A 22,420-nucleotide genomic window follows, 5' to 3' on the forward strand; every position below is an offset into this window, starting at 1 on the left:
ATGTGCGGGGGTGCGGTCCAAAGCGTCCGCCCGCCGCATGCTCGGTGTCTGCATACTGCGACACGGTTGGGTGGCGTACTAGGTTACTGATCAGTTGCCCAGTCTGTTTCGTCCGTTTTGGCTGGTCGCTTGGTCTTGTAATCTCCCGTATGGGGATTGTCTGGTGACTCATGCGAATGCGCTGATCAGGCATGTTAATTGGAGTAACACATATCACCCCCTAATCGGCGGCCAGCCTGGTGGATATCGGCGGCGCGCTCGATAGGGTTCCAATCATCCACTACAGCAGGAGTTTTCGATCCCGAGTCGTGTCACGCGGAGAGGATCGAGGAGACGTGAGCCGCTCACCCCCTTCGCAGCGGCTCACGGTTGTCCCGCGGATTGCCTGCAACGATCCCGGTGACGACGTCAAGGTCGACGCCCGGGTGCGGTCGGTTTGCCGCCTGCCCCGGGCGTCGGCCCCAACCGGCGCCAGGGGGAGTTGCTGGAGGTCAGCGGTTTCGCCGATGCAGCGGTGCCGGGGCGGCCCGGCCACGGGCCAGGGTGCGGATGCTCGCCGGGGATTGCTCCGCGCCCGGAACTCGATGGCCGCCAGTCGATCCGGGTGGCGCTCGTCGGGAACGCGCAGGATGTCGGTGTGCCTGTCACGGTCGGCCTAGGCCCTGTGCCGAAGTGATCCGAGGGGCGGCACCGCCCGGCAAGGCGGGGATGTCGGCATGCGGCGATGGGATACTCGGGCATGGCCGGAGCGAAGGTACTGGTAGTCGGCGCGGGAGTGATCGGCCGCATCTATGCTGCGCGACTTGCCGCCGCCGGCAGCGACGTCGATCTCCTGGCGCGGGGAAGGACGCTGTCGAACCTCGCGGCCGGTGCCTTGACGTTGCACACCAACGGCCGATCGACCACCCAGCAGATCTCGGTGCTCCAGGCACCACGAGCGCACTACGACACCGCCTTCGTCACGGTGCGACGCGATCAGATCGACGCCGCACTGGATCTCGTCACGCGCGTGCACTGTGACCACGTCGTCCCACTCTGCAACAACCCGCTCGGCGTCGACACACTGCGCGAGCGGATCGGGGCCGAGCGACTGATCGCTGGATTCCCCGGTGTCGGCGGCTATCTCAACTCCGATGAGAGCGTCACCTACCTGCAGATCCGGCAGCAGCCGACGACTCTCGAGCGCCGAGGCGGCGCGGAGCGCGCAACTGCCGAACTGCTTACCGGGGCAGGGTTCACCGTCGCATGGACCGACCACATGGCCGACTGGCTGGCTACCCATGCCCTGTTCGTCACCACCGTCTGCGCCGCGCTCGATCGCGCGAACTACGATGCTCCGACGCTCGCTCACGATCGCGCCGTCATGCACGATTTCGTCCGGGCGACCCGCAGCGGCATTCGCGCCCTGCGCCGCCGCGGGATCGCCGTCGCCCCGGCTGCTCTGGTCTTCCTGTTCACCAGGACTCCGACCGAATTCGCCGCCCGCTACTGGAGTCGGCTCCTGCGCGGCCCGCTGGGCACCGTCGCCCTCGCACCCCATGCCCGGGCCACCCGTGACACCGAGATCGCCGCCCTCCGAACCGATGTCCGGTTCCTGCTGCCTTCGGGTGCCGCTCCCGACCTGGACACCTTCGTGTATGCGGGCAGATAGCCCCCAGAGTCGAGTTGGGCCGACTGCAACGAGGCACCGGATGGGGAGTTCGATACCGGCTGTACTGACCATTGACTTTGGGGACGGCGTGGCGAGCTGACCTGGCTAAGACCTCCGAGTGAAGTGCGAGCTTCCAAGCGAGCACATCACTTTCGGCGGTCTTCGTGTCTCACAGGTGAGTACACCTAGGGGCAATGGTCATCTCGAGTACGACCTGTCGACTCTGCTGAGCCTGCCGGTGGCTGCGCCAGGCTCGGGAATGCCGACCGGAGAGGACCGATCCCATGACCACCGCCCGCGCCTTCATCACCGCCGCCGTCTTCCTCTGGCTGGGTATGGTGCTGGCCATCTCATTCATCGAGGCGCCACTGAAGTTCCGCGCCCCGAATGTCACGCTCGCCATCGGACTCGGTATCGGCCGCCTGGTCTTCCGTGCCCTCAACGGTGTCGAATCCCTGCTCGCCATCCTCATCCTCACCGCCGTCTGGGCCGATCCCCCCGGTATGGCCACGACCGGTGCCCTCACCGTCGCGATCGGCGCCCTGGTCCTGCAGCTGGCCTTCGTGCGTCCCCGGCTGACCCGGCGCAGCGACGCGGTGCTGGCGGGCCACGAGGGGCCGCGTTCGCGCAGCCACTATGCCTACGTCGCCCTCGAAGTCCTGAAGGCGATCGCCCTCCTCAGCGCCGGCGTGCTCGTCCTGGACAGCGCGATGCGATGACTTCGCACGCTACGGTGCTCTGATGGGTGACGCCACAGGTCGGTGGCTGCCCGGGACCCGACAGTTCCGGGGTTACCGGCGCGGCTGGCTGCGGACCGACGCCGTGGCCGGAGTCACCGTGGCGGCCTATCTGATTCCGCAGGTGATGGCGTATGCGACGGTGGCCGGTCTGGCGCCGATCGCGGGTCTGTGGGCGGTGCTCGGCCCGCTGGCCGTCTATATGGTGCTGGGGACCTCACGGCTGCTGTCGGTCGGGCCGGAATCGACGACCGCGCTCATGACGGCGGTGGCGCTGGCGCCGCTGGCCGCGGGTGACTCCACCCGCTACGCGGCCTTGGCCGCAGCGCTCGCGCTGCTGGTCGGAGCCTGTTGTGTGGCCGGCGCGATGACCCGGCTGGGGGTGCTGGCCGACCTGCTGTCGAAGCCGGTACTGGTCGGCTACCTGGCCGGGACGGCAGGAATCATGATCGTGGGCCAGCTCGGCCGGGTCAGCCGGGTGAGCGTGACCGGGGAGTCCATCCCCGATCAGCTGCGGTCCTTCGCGGCGCATGTCGACGAATTGCATTGGCCTACCGTGTGTCTGGCCGGCGGCACCCTGGCCGTGCTGTTGCTGGCGGCGTGGCGGGCGCCGCGGCTGCCGGGGCCGCTGGTGGCGGTGCTGGGCGCGACAGCGGTGGTTGCGGTGTTCTCGCTGCGGGAACACGGGATTCGCGTGGTGGGTGAGATCCCGTCCGGGCTACCGGTTCCGGGCATACCGCACGTCGCGACTGCGGACCTGGCGAAACTGCTGCTGCCCGCGGTCGGTATCGCCCTGGTCGGATTCTCCGACATGGTCCTGACCGCCCGCGCGTTCGCGGCCCGGCACGGCGTGGACGTCGACGCGAATCGCGAACTGCTCGCCATGGGCGCGACCAATCTGAGCGCCGGTGTCTCGCAGGGATTCCCGGTCAGTTGCAGTGGCAGCCGCACGAGCATCGCCGACGCCGCGGGTGCGCGCACCCAGCTGTACGCGGTAGGGGTGCTGCTGACGGTGCTCGCCGTCTTGTTCTGGGGACGGACCGTGCTCGCCGCGTTCCCGGCCGCCGCGCTGGGGGCGTTGGTCATCTACGCCGCGCTGCGGCTGATCGACCTGCGGGAGTTCCGTCGCCTGGCGCGATTCCGTCGCAGCGAGCTGGTGCTCGCGCTCAGCACGGCCCTCGCGGTGCTGGCGGTCGGCGTCCTGTACGGGATCCTCATCGCCGTCGGCCTGTCGATCCTGGACCTGCTGCGCCGGGTGGCCCGCGCCCACGATGCGATCCAGGGCTTCGTCACCGGTCTGGCCGGCATGCACGACATCGACGACTACCCGGCGGCGACGACCGTGCCCGGACTGGTGGTCTACCGGTACGACGCGCCTCTGTGCTTCGCCAACGCCGAGGACTTCCGCCGCCGCGCGCTGGCGGCCGTCGATACCGCCGCCGCGGCGGTCCCGGTCCGCTGGTTCGTCCTCAATGCCGAGGCCAATGTCGAGGTCGATCTGACCGCACTGGACGCCGTCGACCAGCTCCGTACCGAATTGGCCTCCCGTGGAGTGGTTTTCGCGATGGCGAGGGTCAAGAAGGATCTGCGCGCGGCGCTCGACGCGGCCGGGCTCACCGCCCGGATCGGCGCCGATCGCCTGTTCCCGACGCTGCCGACGGCGCTGGCGGCCTATCGGCACCAGACCGGCGACCTCGGACCGGCGGATCGGTGACTTTCGGCCGTCACCGAGCGGCCCTGGACGCGAGATGCTGAACGGGCACACAAGAAACTCCAGGGACGAGGTGCGAGGCCATGTCACACAATTGCTCACTGCCGTGGCGGGTGTGGCGGATGCGGCCGTGGAACACGAATCCGCTCATGCGGACATCCGACCGCTGGGAGTCGGCGCTGCGTGTGCTGGTGGTCGTCCTGCTGCTGCTGGCCGTGCCGGTCGCCGCCGCGGTAGGCACCGAGACGTACACCCGCAGCGCCGCCCACATCGGTGTCGCGAACGCTTCGAAGACCACGGTCCACGCGACGGTGCTGACCGCGCCGAAGGAAGTCCAGCCGGCCGGTCCCGCGCAGTCGGCGCGTTTCGAGTCACACGTGCAGTGGCAACACGACGGGAGCCTCGCGACCGGAACGATCGAGATCCGGCGCGATACGAAGGCCGGTGACACGGTGCAGATCTGGCTCGGGCCCGACGGCCTGGTCACCGACCCGCCGCGGCAACCCGAGATGGCGATGTGGGACGGCGTCGGCACCGGTGTCGCGCTGCTCGTGGGAGCCGGATTCGGAGCACTCGCGCTGCTCTGGTGCGTCACGCAGGGGCTGGAACGCCTGCGTGACGCGCGCTGGGAGGCGGAGCTGCGCGGGCTCGGCCGTCCCATCGGCACATAGTCACCACCGACCACCGGGAGGATACCGATCATGAGCGCCGACCCCAGTTCTGTTGCCGGGCAACCGATGTCGCGCATCATCATCGCCGCCGTCGACGGCTCGGCGACCTCGTACCGGGCGGCGGTGTGGGCCGCGGTGGCCGCGGACCTGCACGGCTGCGGACTGCACCTCGTCACCTCCATCTCGCTGCCCATCGGCGAAATCCCGGGCGAGTTGCTCGGAGACACCGACCTGGAGCTGCTGGACCGGGACGGTCAGCGAATCGTCGGCGAAGCCGGCCGTGTGGTGCGCGCCGCGGCGACGGGTGCGGCCGTGCCGATCACGACCGAGGTAATTCGCGAACCCATCATCGGCTATCTCCTCGACCAGTCCCGGCACGCGCGTGCGATCGCCGTGGGCAGCCGCGGACTGGGCGCGATCCGGCGCGGACTACTCGGCTCGGTGGCCGACGCGGTCACCCGGCACGCGCACTGCCCGGTAGCGGTGATCCACGCGACCGCGGCGGCCGATCCGCTGTCGGCGGAGAAGCCGGTGCTGGTCGGCATCGACGGCTCACCCCACAGCGTGCCCGCAGTGGAATTCGCGTTCCAGGAGGCCTCGGTGCGCAAGGTCGGGGTGACCGCGCTACACGCCTGGACCGACGTTCTCGGCTCATACGTGCCGCTGATCGGCTGGGAGCCGCTGCGTGCGCAGGAGAACGAACTGCTCTCCGAGCGGCTCGCCGGGTTCGGCGAACGCTATCCCGACGTGCCGGTCCGTCGCATGCTGGTGACGGAACGCCCGGCTCAGGCTCTGCTCCAGGAATCCGAGCACGCGCAATTGGTCGTGATCGGCAGCCGCGGCCGCGGCGGCTTCACGGGCATGCTGCTCGGTTCCACCAGTTCCACCGTGTTGCACAACGTCGAGACCCCGACGATCATCGTGCGCGCGTAATCGAAGATCAGGTGTCGGTCATGACCGAATTACAGCCGCTGGACGCGGGATTCATCGAACTGGAGGACTCCGACCGGCATATCAGCCTCGGTATCGCCGCTGTCGCGATCCTGGCCGGTGTGCCTCCCGATCGTGCGGAATTCACGGCGGCGCTGGCCGGGCGGGTCTCGGCCAACGACCGCCTGCGGCAGCGTGTCCGGCGTGCGCCACTGGACCTGGCCGTACCGGTATGGGAGGACGACCCGAATTTCGATCTCGCCCACCATCTCCGATGGAGCGCGCTGCCCGCGCCTGCCGACGAGCCCGCCTTGCGTGAATTCGTCGCCGGTGAGCTGGTGGAGCGCCTGGACCGCGATCATCCGATGTGGGAGTGCGTCGTCATCGACCACCTCGCGGGCGGGCGCTGGGCCGTGATCGTGAAGGCGCACCACAGTCTGGTCGACGGTGTCTCCGGCGTGAATCTGTTCGAAAGCTTCTGTGATGAAACGGAAGCGGAGAGCCGGCAGGAGCCGGAGCCGGACACCGATGCCGCCGAAGGCAGGAACTGGTTCGACTGGGCGGTCACCGGGCTCCGGTTGCCGGTCGAGGTGCCACGGTATGCGCTGAGCCTGGTCCGCAGCCTGGCCCCGGTGGCAGCGGCTCTCGTCTCCACGCCCGCGGCCTCCTCGCTCAACGGTCCGATCGGCAGGCAACGGCGCTATGCGATCGCCCGAGCCTCGCTCAGCGAGATCCGGGAGATCGGCCACGGCTTCGACGCGACGGTCAACGACGTCGTGCTGGCCGCGGTGACATCGGCGTACCGAGCTGTCCTGCTCGGGCGCGGGGAAGAACCCACCGGGAACAGCGTGCGGATTCTGGTCCCGGTGTCGATGCGGGCTGCCGACGCGAAATCGTTTCTCGACAACCGGATCTCGGCGGTCCTGTCCCTGCTGCCCCTGCACCTGGACGACCCGGTCGAACGACTCACCGCCATTCACCGTCGGATGGCCCGGCACAAGTCGGGCGGGGCCGCGCAAGCCGAGAAGTCGCTGCTCGCCCTCGCCGGCCGGCTCCCGTTCGCTCCGGTCGCCTGGGGCATGCGGCTGTGGTCGCATCTGCCGCAGCGCGGCGTGACGGCCGTGGCGACCAACGTCCCGGGCCCGCGCCGCACCCTCACCATGCTGGGTCGCGAGGTCCTGGAGCTGATACCGGCAATTCCCATCGCCATGCGCCTGCGCACCGGCATCGCAATCCTGAGCTACGGTGATCAGCTCACCTTCGGCATTACCGGCGACTACGACTCCACCCCGGACCTCGAGGTGCTCGCCGACGGAATCCACAGCGCCATAGCCGAACTGCTCACCGCGGTGCGAGCCCGCTCGCAGCGTCCGGCCGGGTAGGCCTGCTGTGTTCGGGGGCCACCGTCGGACAGCCAGAGGTCCCGCTGCCCGCGGGACCAAGGTCCCGCCCACGGTGCCGCCGGCGATGGACCGGCAGCGGCGAAAGGCCGTCGGGCGTGGGACTTCGGCTTCTGTCTGCGTAGCCCGGTCGCGGCGGACGATCGGATCGGCGGGCGGATCGACGCGCTCGCGGACGGAGGACACAATGGTTACCGAGTACGGGGGCCACGGCATCGGGGCGGCGGTCGTGCGGCTGCCGAACACACTGCGACATGCGCTGGAGGAGTACAGGACACGGCATTCCGGCGCGGTTGTCGAGCCAACGGCGCCCGAGCCAACGGCGCCCGCGTCGGCGGTGCCCGCGGCGCGCGGGGCGCGCGAGGTGCGCGCACGGTGGTTCGCCATGGTGACGGCCGGAGAATTCCTCGGGTTCCTCGCGCCGGCACTCGCCGGTGCGCTCATCGCACACTCGAGTGGGGCGGCGGTTGCCGCCGTCATGCTGACTGCGGGGGCCGTCGAAGGCGCTGTCCTCGGGTACTTCCAGGCCCGGGTGTTGCGAACACTGTTGTCCTGCTTGCGAATTCGCGAATGGATGGCGGTCACCTCGGCCGGGGCGGTCGCGGCGTGGTCGATCGGGGTGCTGCCCATGCTCTACGGCGAACGATTCGGCGCGTGGCCCACGTGGGCACAGGTTCCGGTGGCCGTTTCGGGCTCGCTGATCGTGGTGTCCTCGATCGGCGTCGCGCAGTGGACGGTGTTGCGCCGCTTCAGTGATCGGTCCGCACTGTGGATCCTGGCCAACGCGGTGGCATGGATCGGTGGGCTCATCGCCTTCACGGTGGTGGCGCCGCCGCTGTGGCAGCCGGGTCAGCCGCTGATTCTCACCGCTGCCATCGGTGCGCTGGGCGGTGCGGCCATGGCCGCCGCCATGGCGTGGGTGACCGGTGCCTTCCTGACCCAGGTATTGGCCGACGGACATCGCCGGACGCCGCCTACGGAGCGCCGATCCTGAAGCCCCGTAACGGATTCCCCCCTCGAGACCATGCTTGACCCTTTGTTCCGAACAGGAGAACGACATGAACCCCGAACCCTCCACTGTCCGCTCCGTCCGACTGCGCGGCGACCTGGACGAACCGCTCTCCCGCTGGCTGTGGCTGGTGAAATGGATCCTCGCGATACCCCACTACATCGTGCTGTTGTTCCTGTGGATCGCCTTCTGGGTGGTCACGGTGGTGGCGTGGTTCGCGATCCTGTTCACCGGGCGCTACCCGCGCTCCCTGTTCGACTTCACCGTGGGTGTGATGCGCTGGTCCTGGCGGGTGCAGTTCTACACCTACGCGGCACTGGGCACCGACAAGTATCCGCCGTTCACCCTGCGGCAGACCGACTACCCGGCAGATCTGGAGATCGACTACCCCGAACAGCTCTCGCGCGGGCTCGCTCTCGTGAAATGGTGGCTGCTCGCCATCCCGCACTATTTGATTCTGGCCGCCTTGTTCGGCGGCGGTGTGATGCTCGGCGGCGACACGGGCAACAGCAACGGCAACAACACGATTCCGCTGATCGGCGTGCTGGTACTGATCGCCGCGGTCGCCCTGCTGTTCACCGGCCGCTACCCGCGCGGACTGTTCGGATTCGTCCTCGGCGTGAACCGGTGGTTCTACCGCGTCCTGGCGTATTCGGCGCTGCTGACCGACGACTATCCACCCTTCCGGCTCGACCAGGGCCCGCGGGAAGCAGCCGAGGATGTCGTGCCGTGACAACGCGATTCCCCCGGGTGCCGGAACGCTGGGCGATCATTGCCGTGCTGCTGGCGGTCGCGGTGGTGCTGGCCGCCGCGGCCCTGGTGGCGATCCTCTGCGATCGCAATGACCAGTCCGCGCCGGCACCGCCGGCCACCGTCGCCTCGTCGGCCGGCGCCGACTTCCGCTACGAACCCCTCTGGCCCTTCCGCAGCCTCGCCGAACACCTGGCCGCTCAACCGCACAGCACGACGGGACAGGGGGAGTGATGCAACAGATCCCGGCTCGTGGAACCGAACAATGCGGCGGTCGCGGAGCTGCGGGCGCGGGTGCCGACCACCAGTAGCTGGGAGTCGTGTCCCGCCTCCGCCAGAACGGTGGCGGGTATGCCGGGAACGGTCACCTCGGTGACCTCCACGTCCGGGTGAGCCAAGCGATGCGGGGCCAGCGCACTCGTCAGGACGGCATCGTCCGTGGCCGTGTGGCCGGCTGCCGGTCCGATCGGCACGATCCGGTTCCCCGGCCGGCAGTGCACGGCGGTCAGCGGCACCGAGAGTGCTTCGGCGAGTTCGAATCCCAGCGCGAGGGCCGCAGTACTGGGCGGGGTGCCGTCCACACCCACCGTGACCGGTTTCCGCCGCGGAATGCGCCGGCCCGCTCTACCGCGCCATACCGCGACCGGGCACCGCGCGTGGCGTGCGACCTCCATCGTGGTCGGGCCGACCAGCCGCCCATCCCAGGCGGTCTGGGCCCCGACCACCAGGATCCGGGCGTGCGTGCTGCGCGCGATGAGCGCGGGAGCGGCCGCCTCGGGGGTGACCTCGGTGGTGACGGGCAGCTCCGGCGCACAGGAACGGACCAGTGCCACAGCATGTTCGGTGGTGTGCGCGGCGATCTCGTGCCAGCGCACCACCCGTCCGCTCGGGTGAGTGTGCTCCGCCTCGCCGTCGCCGCGGGGAGCTGGCCACCAGGTCGATGAGCCGGGGTGTGGAGTAGGTGTCGACCAGGCCGGTGGTGATGGTCAGGTCCCGGATCCAGATCTTCTCGAGGTGCAGGGTGGCGGGCTTGCCGTGGACGCCGATATTGGCGACGTGACCGCCCGGGCGGACGAGGTCGACTGCGGTTTCGAACGTTTCGGGGATGCCGACCGCTTCGATGGTGACGTCCGCGCCGAGGCCGCCGGTCAGCCATGCGATCACGTCGGCCGGATTGTCGCGGCCGCTGTTGACGATCACATCCGCGCCCAGTTTCGCGGCGGCGTCGAGTCGGCTGTCGGCCAGGTCGATGGCCACGATGTGGCCGGGGCTGTAGAGCCGGGAGGTGACGATCGCGGCCAGCCCGATCGGACCCGCGCCGATGATCGCTACCGTATCGCCCGGCCGCACAGCGCCGTTGAGGACGCCGACCTCGTAGCTGGTGGGCAGAATGTCGGCGAGCATGAGCATCTGCTCGTCGGAGATGCTCCGGGGGATCGGATAGGTCGAGGTATCGGCGAAGGGGACGCGCACCATTTCCGCCTGCGTGCCGTCGATGAGATGGCCGAGGACCCAGCCACCACCGCCGAGGCACTGCCCGTAGCGGCCCTCCCGGCAGAATCGGCATGCGCCGCAAGCGCTGATGCAGGAGGCCAGGACCCGCTCGCCGACCTTGCGGGTGTGCACTCCGGTACCCACCTCGACGATGGTGCCCACGGCTTCGTGACCGAGAATCCGGCCGGGCGCGAACTCGGGGACGTCACCCTCGAGAATGTGCAGATCGGTGCCGCAGATCGTCACCGCCTCGACGCGGATGATCGCATCGGTCGGTTGCGTGATGATCGGGTCGGGAACCTCATCCCAGGATTTCTGCCCGGGTCCATGAAAAACCATTGCTCGCATGGGAATACCTCCTGTGCGCGGACATGTCGACCGGCCTACCGGTCCGGTGCTGCCGCGGTGCGTGATCGGCGGCCGTGCGTATCGGTCGCGGCGTCGAGGGAATCGGCGAAGTCGATGAGCTGGTGGACCTGTTCGCCGTGCCGGCGCAGGAAGTCCTCGCGGGCGCGGCCGCGGCGGAAGGTGAGGAAGGCGCGGCCGGTCTCGAGCTGCCAGGTGTACCAGAACAGGTAGGGGATGGTGAGGACGAAATTGGCTATGCCCCAGACGATCCAGACATCATTGTTGAACCAGCCGTCCGACGGCATCACCTTCGGGAAGATGTTGTAGATCGCGATCACCAGCATGAGCACGGGCAGCGTGTAGATGCGCGCCATGATGTAGAGCTCTGGGCGGCGCTTGACGAGCGGATAGATCTCCGCGACCGCGAGAATGCAGATGCTGGCTGCGAAATGCTCTTCCTGCGGGGGATATCCGCCGAAGGTGAAGCACAGATTCCAGGTGGTGTAGAGGAAGTTCCACGCCATGGTCGTGTAGGCGACGAGTTCGGCGTTGCGGCCGGGCAGCACTTCCCAGAAGCGCGGGCAGTAGGGGATCGTGAGGCACAGTCCGAGCCCGACCGCGGCGTTCCAGTAGTTGCCGATCTGGGCGTCGCGCAGGGTGGCCTCGGCGATGTTGAGGAACAGGATCGCGTACGGGAACCACAGGAATCGCGGGTTGCGCAGGATCTCCCACACCCGTCCGGGGCGTTGCTCGGCCACGGAGATCCGCATCGCGCCGACCAGGGTGAGCGGGATCAGCACCGACAGGATCTTGGCCCAGGAGAACCAGTTGATCAGGCCGATATCACGCCCGGGCCCCCAGATCCAGAGCGGGAACGTCAGCAGCGACAGTCCCCACACCCACATCGCGGGTCGTGGATGGGTGCGCATGTAGTCGACGATGAGCCAAAGGATGCCGCAGAACACCAGCATCGAAACCGCCGTCACCCACGTGAAGGGGGCCGGATTCCCGGACACCGCCTGCGACGCCGCGCTGATCATGGTGGATACCGCCTTTCACTTACTGCGGAGGAGAGCGATCGGGCAACCGACGAGCAGGCTGATTCCGCCCATCTCGAGCCGACCGCGTGGGCAGCCGCGGACGGCGCGCCGTGCGGCCGGGGAGCGGCGCCGCGCTCGCCTGTGTCAGCCCTGTTCGATCGTGAGGATGTCGGCCAGCGGGCGCCGGGGAGTCGGCGGCAGGGGCGGTTCCCCGTCCGGTACGGTGCCGATCCGCACGACGATCTGCGGTGTGCCGGGATGCCGCAGCAGATTGGTGAGAATGTTTCGGGCCGTGGGCAATTCGGTGATGTGGGTGAGCGCGCAGGTCGCCAGCCCGGCCGCCGTGCATTCGAGCAGCACCGCCGAGAGGGCCTCGCCCGTCGCCAGCCACTCGGGTAAGGAATCGCCCTCCGAGCTGAGCATGACCGTGCCGGCGTGGTCGTCGGTCTCCGCGCGCCGCATGGAATGCGCCGCGGACGGGAAGACCCGGCCCACCCGGACCCGGGCGAATTCCGCGTCCGAGACCAGCGCCGCGGCCGGAACGCCCTCGGGATCTCCGGAATGCCCTGCCCACCAGCCGATTTCGGCCTGGTACATCATGTCGTGTCGGCGCAGCGCCGCGGTCTGCTGGGATACCGCGGCCAGCCTGGCCTGTACCGCGTCGTCGAGCGTATCCAGCTCCAGGTAGTGCGGCGAGACCAGCATTCGCAGCCTCCGCTGGAGGTCTTCCCAGTTCGGGGGCGCGCCCAGCGGCAGCCGGTCGGTGCGGCGGTGCTCGATGGCGCCCGCCCGGGCCACCAAACCCGATGGGGGATCGGGCCAGGGCCGGAAGCTGATCTCGGCCAGGCGGCCGGGATCCAGTGGGTCCGGGACCCGGGTGGTGTCGGTGTGCCAGCCCTGCGCGCCGAACGCGGTGCGCACATGGTGCAGCATGGCGCCGCAGCTGATCACCTGCTGGCGGCCGTGCGGGTCCGCGGCGGTGAGCAGCCGATCGGGATCGGTGCGCAGGTGCAGCCGCGCGCCGTCGAAGCGCCAATGCCAGGGCTGGGTGTTGTGCACGGAGGGCGCGCGTGAAGCCAGCAGCATCGCGGCCGTCAGCGTGCGGTGGTCGGGTACGGCGAGCGGGGTGGCGTTCATTGCGGTCATACTTCGAGTGTTCGCGTCGGCCAGTCCGGAACATACGGGCTTTCCGCCTGCTGACCAGGGACGTTGGTCACCAGGGTGAGTGCCGGCGCGGTCCGTTCGGCACGCTCCTTGATGCCCCGCAGCATCTTGGCCTCCATGATGAGGCTGCCGGGCTCCATGATCAGCATGTAGAAGAGACGTTGCAGCAGACCGGCATCCGGTAGCGCGATGCGGTTGCGGCTGATCAACCGGGTGCCCTCGGCGGTCGGGTAGAGGCCGAACGCCCACACCCAGTGGTGGTCGGTCGAGGCCAGCACGAAGGCGTGCGGACGGTCCAGCACAGCCACCCGCATCGCGGGACCGGACTTGCCCATCGGCAGCACATCGTCCACCGCAAGCTGCTGATACTCCGGCAGGATCTGGTCGGCGCTGTGCATGTCCAGGCCGAGCAGATTCTCGATCCAGTCGTAGGTGTAGGCGCCGGCCCGGCCCGGTCCCATCTGAACCAGCCACGGCCAGATCTGCTCCGGCGTGGCGGCGACGGTGATCGCACGCGTGGTGACGGTGCCGGCCTCGGGCAGCAGTTCGTCACCGGGCATCGTCCGCCCGACCTCCTCGGCGGTCGAGCCCCAGGTCACGCACTTGGTGCGTGCGAAGAGCCGGTATCCGGCCGCCAGCCCGGTGAGGGCCGAGGCCACGCCGATCACGGTCGCCAATGGTGTCTTCACGGTTCTTCCTCTCGGTGGTCCGTCGATATCGATCCTCGGCCGCGCCGCGGGATTTCCGCAGGGACCGATGGCCCGACATCCGCCCTCGGAACCGGTGACTTTCGGCCATCTCGCCGCAGCCCACCCGCGCGGGATGCTGTGAACGAACGGCGGATTCGCACGGATCGGAGGACAGGCCATGACGGAGTTCGTGGACCGGAGCGCGATCGTCACCGGCGGTGCGCGGGGAATCGGCGCGGCGGTGGTCGCGGAACTGGTGAAGGCGGGCTTCGGCGTCGTCATCGCGGACCTGCGCACCGACGCCGGGACCAAGCTCGCCGAAATCCATGGGCCGAAAGCACGATTCCATCATCTCGACGTCACCGACGAGACGGAGTGGCAGCGGGCGCTGGAGAAGACCGAGCGAGAATTCGGCCCGCTGGGCGCACTGGTGAACACCGCCGAGATCCTCGACCTCGGGACCGTCGAGTCCGAGTCGCCCGCCCTGTTCCGGCACGTGCTGGACGTCAACCTCTACGGGCCCTGGCTCGGGATGCGGCTGGCCACGCCGCGCCTGCGTGCCGCGGGCGGCGGCACGATCGTCAATATCTCCTCGACCGCCGGCCTGGTGGGCTACCCGGGCATCAGCGGATACGTCGCCAGCAAGTGGGGACTGCGCGGATTGACCAAAGCCGCGGCGCTGGAACTGGGTTCGTCCGGCATTCGCGTGTGCTCGGTGCACCCCGGGCTGATCCATACGGCGATGACCACCGGCCTGGCCGAGTCGATCTCCGCCGCCCAGCCGCTGCCGCGATTCGGCGAACCGGAGGAGGTCGCGGCCATGGTGCGGTTCCTCGTCACGGAGGCGACTTTCTCTACCGGGTCGGAATTCGTGGTCGACGGCGGCGCGACCAGCGGTCAGGCCGGGCTGATCGAAACGTCTGGTGCAGACCAGCGGTAATGGCGACACGAAAGAACTGGAGGCATCGCCATGATGTATTGGTACGGCCACGACATGAGTGGCTGGGGCTACGCCTGGATGGGCGTGGGCATGTTGGTCTTCTGGGCACTGCTCATCGTCGGGATCGCGCTCGCGGTCCGGTTCGCGGTATCCGACCCGGGCCGCTCGGGCCGCTATGAATCTCCGTCGCCGCAGGAACTGCTGGCCCAGCGTTTCGCACGCGGCGAGATCGACGAGACCGAATACGCCAATCGCCTTGCCGCACTGCGGGCCTCGGGCGCGCGGCAGTAGACCGACGGGAGCGTGAGCATGTCGAAGATCTCCGAAACCCCTGGCGGGCAATTGAATCCGCCGGTCGTCGTGGCAACCGACGGATCGGCCGTCTCGTACCTCGCCGTGGCCTGGGCGGCTGTCGATGCGGCACTGCACGGCTCGCCGCTCGAGATCGTCACCTCGATGGCGGTCCCCGGCGGATGGGGGCCCGGTGCGATGCTGACCAATACCGACACCGATTGGCTCCGCCTCGATGGCGAACGGGTGGTCACCGAAGCGAGTCGCGTGGCGCGCACCGCGGCCGTCGGCGACGGCCTGTCCATCCGCACCGATGTCACCTTCGAGACGGCGATTCCGTCTCTGATCGAACGGTCGCGGCACGCGCGCCTACTGGTGGTGGGCAGCCGCGGGCACGGCGCGATCCGGCGCGGCCTGCTCGGATCGGTCAGTACCGCGGTGACCCGGCATGCCCACTGCCCGATCGCGATCGTGCATTCGACAGCGGCGATCGACCCGGTGTCAGCGGAGAAGCCGGTGCTCGTCGGCGTAGATGGCACACCCAACAGCGTGCCTGCCCTGACGCTGGCTTTCGAGGAGGCATCCCGTCGCAAGGTCGGGCTCGACGCGCTGCACGCCTGGAGCGACACCAACCGTGACGGCCTGCCGCTGCCAGGGTGGGACGCCGTCCGCGACCGTGAAACCGAACTGCTCGCCGAACGGCTCGCCGGATTCGGGGAGCGCTATCCGGACGTCCAGGTCCGCCGGATCCTGGTCCGCGACCGCCCGATCCAGTCCCTGCTGGATGCGGCGGAGAACGCCCAGCTGTTGGTGGTCGGCAGTCATGGACGCGGCGGTTTCGCCGGCATGCTGCTCGGCTCGACCAGCAACGCGCTGCTGCACAGCGTGGAATGCCCGATGATCGTGGTGCCGACCCGCTGACCGGGCCGACATGGTCTCGGCGTAGTGGTAACTGCAGTACCGCCCCCGACAAGGGGGTGCATGCTGCTCATTGATTGCATGTTTTCTAAACTAATAACCTAGCTTATTAGTGAAGGAGAATGTTGCCATGGACGATCAGACCACTGCGGAGCGGCCGGCAGCAGTACTGGAGCAACCGACAGCGTTGAAATCGGCTCTGGTGCAAGAACTGTGAGCATGCGGGCACTGTTGCCGGTCTGGTCGGACTGGTGTGCGGGCGTGCGTGCTCCGGGCGCGGATCTGCTGTCCGGGCTGATCGTCGCCCTGGTCGCGCTGCCGTTGGCGCTGGGCTTCGGGATCTCCTCGGGCCTCGGCGCGGCTGCCGGCCTGGCGACCGCGGTGATCGCGGGCGCGGTTGCTGCGGTCTTCGGCGGATCACGGTTCCAGGTGTCGGGGCCCACGGGGGCGATGACCGTGGTGTTGGTGCCGATCTTCCATCAGCATGGTGCGAGCGGGGTGCTGGCCGTGGGGCTGCTGGCCGGGCTCGTGCTGGTGGTGCTCGCGGTCGCCGGGGTCGGGCGTGCGGTGCGCTACATGCCCGCCCCGGTGATCGAGGGCTTCACCGCCGGTATCGCGGTGGTCATTGCGCTGCAACAGGTCCCGGCCGCGCTCGGTATCGCGCACGCGCACGGGGACAAGGTGTGGCAGGCCGCCGCGGACGCCGTGCGCCAGTACCTGGGGCATCTCGACCCGTTGCCGATCGTCACCGCCCTGCTGGTGGCAGCGCTCATGCTGGTCGGTGGCCGGTATCTGCCCCGCTGGCCGTTCGCGCTGCTGGCCGTGGCGCTGGCGACCGCGGCGGTGGCGGTGTTCGATCTGCCGTTGGCCCGGATCGGCGCCATCCCGTCGGGATTGCAGGCCCCCGACCTAGGCTTCCTCCATGTCGACCAGCTGGGTTCGCTGCTGGCGCCGGCGTTGGCGGTAGCCGCGCTGGCAGCATTGGAGTCGCTGCTATCGGCCACGGCCGCCGACGCGATGGCGGTGGGGACCCGCCACAACTCCGACCGCGAGCTGTTCGGTCAGGGTCTGGCCAATATCGCCGCACCGCTGTTCGGAGGTGTCCCGGCCACCGGCGCGATCGCGCGCACCGCAGTGAACGTCCGCTCGGGCGGTCGCACCCGGCTGGCCGCGCTCACCCACGCGATCGTGCTGGCGGCCATCGTCTTCCTGGCCGCTCCGCTGGTCGGGCAGATTCCCCTCGCCGCGCTGGCGGGGGTGCTGCTGGCGACCACGGTGCGGATGGTCGAGACGGCGTCGCTGGCGGCGATCGCCCGCGCTTCGAAGGGAGACGCGGCGATCATGGGCGTCACGTTCCTTGTCACCGTCGCCGCCGATCTGGTGACCGCGGTGGCGGTGGGTGTGGGGATCGCGGTGGTGCTCGCCTTGCGCTCGGTCGCGAAAGAGGCTCGCCTACAACAGATTCCGCTGGACGAGGGAGATCATCTGGCCGAGGAGCACGACCTGCTCGACGAACACATCGTCGCCTACCGGCTCGACGGGCCGCTGTTCTTCGCCGGCGCGCACCGATTCCTGCTGGAGCTGGCCGAGGTATCGGATGTGCACGTGGTGATCCTGCGCATGTCGCACGTCACCGCCCTGGACACCACCGGTGCGCTGGTGCTCAAGGACGCGATCGGCAAACTCGAACACCGCCGCATCGTCGTGCTCATGTCCGGTCTTCGCCCCGATCACCAGCGCCGTCTCACCGCGATCGGAGCCCTGCCCGCGGGCGGCGCCGACCACCTGTTCACCCACACGCCCGATGCCATCACCTGTGCGCACCGGCTGGCGCCCGCACCGGTCCGGGACGGTCACCGAGCGGGCGCCTGACATCCCTGGTCCGCGCTGTTCAGCGCGTGTTGGTGGAGGGGCGGGCCGGGAGCCCCAGGGCGGAACGGTTGCAGGCCAGGGCGAGGTCGGTAGCGGTCACCAGGCCGGTGAGGCGGCCGCTGGGGTCGGTGACGGCGACGGCATCGAGGTTGGGGCGCAGGACGATTCGGGAGATGACGTCGGCGAGCAGATCGTCGGAGTGAGCGATCGCGGCCGGGGGGAGCGGGCGGGCTAGGTCTGCGACCCGGAGGCCGGGGTGCGGACGTGCGCCGGTGCGCAGGAGATCGGCCCAGGCGAGGACGGCGCACGGGTGGCCGTTCTGGTCGACGACCGGGAAGAGGTGGTGGTGGGTGTAGACGAGGTCGGATCGAAGGAGCTGGTCGAGGGTCCATGCGGCGTCGGCCATCCGCGGCGCGGGGGTCATGATGTCGCCGATGGTGGTGGCGCCCAGACGATGTCGCAGGCCCGCCATGGTCAGCTCGCTGTTGGCGGCGCTGTAGAGGAACAATCCGAGCAGTATCAGCCACAGGCCGCTGAAGTCACGGAACACGATGATCTCGGCACTGCCGAGGCCGCCCAGGGTCATGCCCAGGACCTGGCCGGTGCGGGCGGCCGCGGTCACGGCGCGCAGGCGGTCGCCGCTGCGCCACCAGATCACCGCCCGCACGACGCGCCCACCGTCGAGGGGCGCGCCCGGCAGCATATTGAACACGGCGAGAACCACATTCACGGTGGCGAGCCAGACGAGGGTTGCGGTGACCGGACCGCCGGGGGAGAAGACCGACGACACGGCCGCCGCGCCGTAGGCCATCACGCCGAGAAGCAGACTGGTGGCGGGGCCGACCAGGGCGACCCGCAGGTCGGTCCGGGCATCCTTGGGCTCGTCGGTCAGCTCGGAGGCCCCGCCGAGCAGCCACAGCACGATGCGTTCGACATGAATCCCATTGCGGGTGGCCACGATCGAATGCGCCAGCTCGTGTGCGAGCAGGCAGGCGATCAATCCGAGAGCGCCGACGATCGCCGCGACCCAGATGATTCCGGCGCCGGCGGTGCCACGGAGGTAGGTGGCGAGTATCCACGTGAAGAGCCCCACGGTGACGGCCGCGGACCAGTGCGCGGCGATACGGATGCCGCCGATTCTTCCCAGTGGGACAGTGGATCGGATCTGCATGGTGTCCTCGTCTGTCGTGCCGGTCGGATCAGCGCTCGGACCGGGTCAGCCCCTGCGTGAGCAGGATGCGGTGGGCCTGCTGCGCGGCCGAGAATCCGCCGTGCTCGTCCGGTCCGGCGTCGGCGGGATACTCGAGGCCACGCACGAGTGCGGTGACGGCCTCGGTGAGCGCGGTCAGGCGTCGTTCGATGTCATCGGTCTGCATCTGCCCCGGCTGTGTCAAGACCGCAGCGCCCCCGGAGACTGCCGCCAGGTCGGTGCCGAGCAGGAGGAAGCGCAGCGCCACCGGCAGCTGCGCCAGCACATGGTCGAGCTGACCAGGAGAGAACAGGTCGGCGAGGGCATCGGTCACCACCCCCACCAGCGGCACGGCCTCCTCGGGAGTGACACCCGCGGCATGGGCGAACTGGGCGAGGAATGACGGCACATCGCGCGGGACCGGCACGTGGGCCGGGATCCAACCCTCGTAGAACGTGCCGCGTAGCAGCTCGGGCAACTGGGCGCTGAGATGCGCGGCGGCATTGACGCCCAAGCGGTCGCGCACGGTGTGCAGCCACGCACGCAGGGCGCGATGGGCGAGGAATCGATCCTCGGTGCCCATCGCTCCGGCCACGGCCGCAAGCCATTCGTGGGCGGTGTGCACGCTCGGTGCGAACGGATCGGTGTGATGGCTCATGGCGACACGGCCTTTCGGGAGATGAGTAGGCACTCGGGTGATAGGTCGAGCCTGCGCTCCCCGCAGGCCCGACGGCAGAGGACTGGTGCCACCGCACCGACGACAGAGGTCACCGCCGCGATGGTCTTTGCGCCCTGCCGGCTTCGGGGGCGCCGTCGCCGGAGCCGGCGGACCCGCTGTGGGCGGCCCGATGCCGAACCAGCCAGCGGCGAAGTTCGTCCGCGCCCCACACGATGAGTGGGAAGGGGACGGTGAAGGCGAGCATGGCGGGGGTGAGGGAGGCCGTGCCGAGGAGGGTGTGCAGGGGCGGGAGGTAGATGATGACGGCGGTCAGGGCTGCCTCGAAGGCGATGCCCCACAGCAGGAGTGGGTTGGAGAAGATACCGATCGAGCGCAGGGAGGCGTATTCGGTGCGGGCGGCGAACGCGGTGCCGATCTGGCCGGTGACCATGCCGAGGAAGGTCATGGTCGTCGCCTGCCGATAGGCGTGGTGAAGAGGGGTGCCGGGGCCGGTGGGCGCGCCGGGATGCCATCCGGCGCGCAGGAGCACCCAGAAGAAGCCCACCATGGCCAATGCTGCGCAGAGGATGCCGAGGAACAGCCAGGCGCGAAACAGCATCGGCGCCCGGATGACCGGTTCGCCGCGTGGGCGGGGCGGCTGGTCCATGAGGCCGGGTTCGGCGGGTTCGCGGCCCAGGGCCAGGGCGGGCAGGGTTTCGGTGCCGACGTCGAAGGACAGCAGTTGCAGCACGGTCAGCGGGAGCGGAACGGCGCCCCCGGAGAGCGCGAACACCAGGAACGGGACTACTTCCGGGGTGGCGTGGGCGAAGATGTAGAAGATGAACTTGCGGATATTGACGTAGACGCGCCGCCCGGCCTGAACGGCGCTGGTGATGGTGGCGAAGTTGTCGTCGGTCAGCACCATGGTGGAGGCTTCGCGTGCCACGTCGGTTCCCGAGCGGCCCATGGCGATTCCGATGTCGGCGCGCCGCAGGGCGGGCGCGTCGTTGACTCCGTCGCCGGTCATCGCGACCACGTGTCCGGCTTCCCGCAGCGCGTCGGCGATCCGCAGCTTGGCCTCCGGTGAGGAGCGGGCGAAGATCAGCGCCGAGTCTCCCGCGAGTAGCCGGTCGAGGTCCTGCTCGGACATGAGGTCGAGTTCGTCGCCGGTCACGATGACCGGCTCCTCGTGGGTGATGCCCACCTGTGCGGCGACCGCGGCTGCGGTCAGGCCGTGGTCGCCGGTGATGACGATGATCCGGATCCCGGCGGTGTGGCAGGCGCTCACGGCCTCGGCCACTCCGGGTCGGGGCGGATCCACCATCGCCACCAGGCCCACGAGCATCAGTTCGCACTCGGCCTGATCAGGTTGTCGTGGGTCCGGCGCACCGTCTTCGAGGCGGCGTTCGGCGACGGCGAGGACCCGCAGACCCTGCCGGGCCAGTTCGTCGACCAGCGCGCCGAGCTCATGTCGGCGGGCGGCGGTCAGGGGCACCGCCTGCCCGTCGTCATCGAGTTCCGTATTACACAGTGGCAGAAGAGATTCCGGTGCGCCTTTGGCGTGCACGACATGGACGCCGGGATCCTCTGTATCGAGCGTGGACATTCGCTTGCGCGACGAATCGAAATGGAACTGCCGGACCCGACGCCGCAGGCGCAGCTCGGGATCGAGTCGAATGCCCAGCGCCGCAGCGGTTTCGAGGATCGCCACCTCGGTTGGATCGCCCATCGCCCGGTCATCGCCGCCGGGGCCGTGAAGGCGCGCGTTGTTGCAGGTGGCCATGGCGGTGGCCAGTCGGATCAGGGTGAGCCGTGGTGCGGGTGGCGGGTGCTCCGGTGTGAAGTCGAATCGTCCACCGGCGGTGTGCGCCACCACGACTCGCATTCGGTTCTCGGTGAGAGTGCCGGTTTTGTCGGTGCAGATGACATCGGTGGACCCGAGCGTCTCCACCGCGCTGAGCCGCTTCATGACCGCGCCGCGGTGGGCGAGTTCGCGGACCCCGATGGCCAGCGCCAGCGTGATGACCGGGAGCAGCCCCTCCGGGACATTGCCGACCAGCAGCCCCACCGCGAAGACCACCGCGTTGACGAACGAAAGCCCGGCCGCGAGGGTGGCGAGCGGGATGAAGGCCGCCCCGAGCGCGACCGACACCAGGGCGATGAGCCAGGCTACCCGGCGTACCTGATGTTCGAGCGGACTCTCGTCCCGTCGCACGCGCTCGGACAGGGACGCGATTCTGCCCAGCTCCGAGCGCATCCCGGTGGCGTACACCACCGCCCGCGCCTCGCCCTCGGTGCAGGTGGTTCCGCTGAAGACCAGGTCGGGCGCGTGCAGCAGTGGCACGCCGGCATCGGCCAGGTCAGCCGCTCGATAGACGGGCATGGATTCGCCGGTCAGGGCGGACTGGTCGACCTCGATGCCGCCGTCGAGCATGCGGGCGTCCGCCGAGATCCGATCGCCCTCGGAGATCACCAGCACATCGCCCGGAACCAATTCGGTGGCATCGATTTCCGCGACGGCCCCGTCTCGCAATGCTGTCGCCCGGGTCGGCAGATAGGCGGCAAGTGCCTCCACCGCCTGCTCGGCGTGGCGTTCCTGTACGAACGCGAACCCGGCGTTGATCACGATCACGATCACGATGGCCGCCGCGATCGGCGCGATGCCGACCGCGGCGGCCAATCCGGCCGCCGCCCAGAGTAGTATCGCCAGCGGATGAGTGAACTGCCGCAGCAATTCTCGTGGCCAGGTGCGGCCGCCCCGCCGCTGAAGCTGGTTGGGACCGACGTGGACGAGTCGCCGCCGCGCCTCGCGATCGGTCAGCCCGGTGCGGCTGCTACGCAGATCCCGGAGCAGCAGGTCGATGCGCTCGGTGGGGTCCGGCGGCACCGCGGATTCGCCACCGGGCGCGCTGCCAGACGTGTCGGCTGCACGCGCATCGGTGTCGGCTGTCATGCGGA

General features: G+C 69.2%; 19 protein-coding genes and 3 pseudogenes. 13 read left to right on the forward strand and 9 right to left on the reverse strand.

Annotation, left to right across the window (positions count from 1 at the left end; translation table 11 throughout):
* Positions 1-739: 739 nt before the first annotated feature.
* The 9 genes and pseudogenes from ACFXHE_RS31590 (at position 740) to ACFXHE_RS31630 (ending at position 9,093) form a co-directional block, all read left to right on the forward strand.
* A complete protein-coding gene (locus tag ACFXHE_RS31590) occupies positions 740-1,651 on the forward strand; it encodes a ketopantoate reductase family protein (protein WP_379388118.1) in 912 nt (303 codons plus the stop codon).
* A 284-nt stretch (positions 1,652-1,935) separates the two neighbouring features.
* The gene (locus ACFXHE_RS31595) at positions 1,936-2,370 is read left to right on the forward strand and encodes a hypothetical protein (protein ID WP_379388120.1); all 435 of its coding nucleotides are present in this window, start codon (positions 1,936-1,938) and stop codon (positions 2,368-2,370) included.
* A gap of 22 nt (positions 2,371-2,392) precedes the next feature.
* Positions 2,393-4,102, forward strand: a complete 1,710-nt coding sequence (locus ACFXHE_RS31600) for a SulP family inorganic anion transporter (protein WP_379388121.1) — start codon at positions 2,393-2,395, stop codon at positions 4,100-4,102.
* 80 nt (positions 4,103-4,182) lie between these two features.
* A complete protein-coding gene (locus ACFXHE_RS31605; protein ID WP_379388123.1) occupies positions 4,183-4,770 on the forward strand; it encodes a hypothetical protein in 588 nt (195 codons plus the stop codon).
* A 30-nt stretch (positions 4,771-4,800) separates the two neighbouring features.
* Positions 4,801-5,703, forward strand: coding sequence for a universal stress protein (locus ACFXHE_RS31610; protein ID WP_379388125.1), 903 nt, complete (start codon positions 4,801-4,803; stop codon positions 5,701-5,703).
* A gap of 20 nt (positions 5,704-5,723) precedes the next feature.
* Positions 5,724-7,082: a wax ester/triacylglycerol synthase family O-acyltransferase gene (locus tag ACFXHE_RS31615; RefSeq protein WP_379388126.1), complete on the forward strand. Its 1,359-nt coding sequence runs from the start codon at positions 5,724-5,726 to the stop codon at positions 7,080-7,082.
* 205 nt (positions 7,083-7,287) lie between these two features.
* The gene (locus tag ACFXHE_RS31620; RefSeq protein ID WP_379388128.1) at positions 7,288-8,094 is read left to right on the forward strand and encodes a hypothetical protein; all 807 of its coding nucleotides are present in this window, start codon (positions 7,288-7,290) and stop codon (positions 8,092-8,094) included.
* 76 nt (positions 8,095-8,170) lie between these two features.
* Positions 8,171-8,842 (forward strand): annotated as a pseudogene (locus ACFXHE_RS31625) (DUF4389 domain-containing protein); the annotation flags it as partial.
* A complete protein-coding gene (locus tag ACFXHE_RS31630; RefSeq protein ID WP_379388130.1) occupies positions 8,839-9,093 on the forward strand; it encodes a hypothetical protein in 255 nt (84 codons plus the stop codon). The pseudogene ACFXHE_RS31625 and the gene ACFXHE_RS31630, both read left to right, overlap by 4 nt.
* Here the strand turns inward: ACFXHE_RS31630 and ACFXHE_RS31635 are convergent.
* The 6 genes and pseudogenes from ACFXHE_RS31635 to ACFXHE_RS31660 form a co-directional block, all read right to left on the reverse strand.
* Entirely contained in the window at positions 9,060-9,446 is a 387-nt protein-coding gene (locus ACFXHE_RS31635) for a universal stress protein (RefSeq protein WP_379388208.1), read from the reverse strand. The genes ACFXHE_RS31630 and ACFXHE_RS31635 overlap by 34 nt on opposite strands.
* Positions 9,447-9,551: 105 nt before the next feature.
* Positions 9,552-9,737: pseudogene (locus ACFXHE_RS31640) on the reverse strand (hypothetical protein); the annotation flags it as partial.
* Positions 9,738-9,783: 46 nt separating this feature from the next.
* Positions 9,784-10,701, reverse strand: a pseudogene (locus ACFXHE_RS31645) (alcohol dehydrogenase catalytic domain-containing protein); the annotation flags it as partial.
* Between the two features lie 35 nt (positions 10,702-10,736).
* Positions 10,737-11,741, reverse strand: a complete 1,005-nt coding sequence (locus ACFXHE_RS31650) for a hypothetical protein (RefSeq protein ID WP_379388131.1) — start codon at positions 11,739-11,741, stop codon at positions 10,737-10,739.
* A 144-nt stretch (positions 11,742-11,885) separates the two neighbouring features.
* Positions 11,886-12,887: an Acg family FMN-binding oxidoreductase gene (locus ACFXHE_RS31655; RefSeq protein WP_379388133.1), complete on the reverse strand. Its 1,002-nt coding sequence runs from the start codon at positions 12,885-12,887 to the stop codon at positions 11,886-11,888.
* Positions 12,884-13,594, reverse strand: a complete 711-nt coding sequence (locus tag ACFXHE_RS31660; protein ID WP_379388135.1) for an SRPBCC family protein — start codon at positions 13,592-13,594, stop codon at positions 12,884-12,886. Before ACFXHE_RS31660 ends, ACFXHE_RS31655 begins: the two co-directional genes overlap by 4 nt.
* 178 nt (positions 13,595-13,772) lie before the next feature.
* On the opposite strand from ACFXHE_RS31660, the gene ACFXHE_RS31665 reads away from it, so the two are divergent.
* The 4 genes from ACFXHE_RS31665 to ACFXHE_RS31680 all read left to right on the forward strand — a co-directional run bounded on the left by ACFXHE_RS31665 (position 13,773) and on the right by ACFXHE_RS31680 (position 17,615).
* Complete coding sequence (locus ACFXHE_RS31665) at positions 13,773-14,534, forward strand: SDR family NAD(P)-dependent oxidoreductase (protein WP_379388137.1); 762 nt, start codon at positions 13,773-13,775, stop codon at positions 14,532-14,534.
* 30 nt (positions 14,535-14,564) lie between these two features.
* A complete protein-coding gene (locus ACFXHE_RS31670; protein WP_379388139.1) occupies positions 14,565-14,825 on the forward strand; it encodes an SHOCT domain-containing protein in 261 nt (86 codons plus the stop codon).
* Positions 14,826-14,843: 18 nt separating this feature from the next.
* Positions 14,844-15,746 carry a universal stress protein gene (locus tag ACFXHE_RS31675; protein WP_379388141.1) on the forward strand — a complete coding sequence of 301 codons (903 nt, stop codon included), beginning with the start codon at positions 14,844-14,846 and terminating at the stop codon, positions 15,744-15,746.
* Between the two features lie 216 nt (positions 15,747-15,962).
* On the forward strand, positions 15,963-17,615 hold the full coding sequence (locus ACFXHE_RS31680; RefSeq protein ID WP_379388143.1) for a SulP family inorganic anion transporter: 1,653 nt from the start codon (positions 15,963-15,965) through the stop codon (positions 17,613-17,615).
* Positions 17,616-17,634: 19 nt separating this feature from the next.
* Here ACFXHE_RS31680 and ACFXHE_RS31685 read toward each other — a convergent pair whose 3' ends face one another.
* From ACFXHE_RS31685 to ACFXHE_RS31695, 3 genes are all read right to left on the reverse strand, one after another.
* On the reverse strand, positions 17,635-18,786 hold the full coding sequence (locus tag ACFXHE_RS31685) for a site-2 protease family protein (RefSeq protein WP_379388144.1): 1,152 nt from the start codon (positions 18,784-18,786) through the stop codon (positions 17,635-17,637).
* A 28-nt stretch (positions 18,787-18,814) separates the two neighbouring features.
* On the reverse strand, positions 18,815-19,462 hold the full coding sequence (locus ACFXHE_RS31690) for a DUF2267 domain-containing protein (protein WP_379388146.1): 648 nt from the start codon (positions 19,460-19,462) through the stop codon (positions 18,815-18,817).
* A 109-nt stretch (positions 19,463-19,571) separates the two neighbouring features.
* Complete coding sequence (locus tag ACFXHE_RS31695; protein ID WP_379388148.1) at positions 19,572-22,415, reverse strand: cation-translocating P-type ATPase; 2,844 nt, start codon at positions 22,413-22,415, stop codon at positions 19,572-19,574.
* Between the last annotated feature and the right edge of the window lie 5 nt (positions 22,416-22,420).

The organism is Nocardia sp. NPDC059229 (genome assembly GCF_042754165.1).
Lineage (GTDB): Bacteria > Actinomycetota > Actinomycetes > Mycobacteriales > Mycobacteriaceae > Nocardia.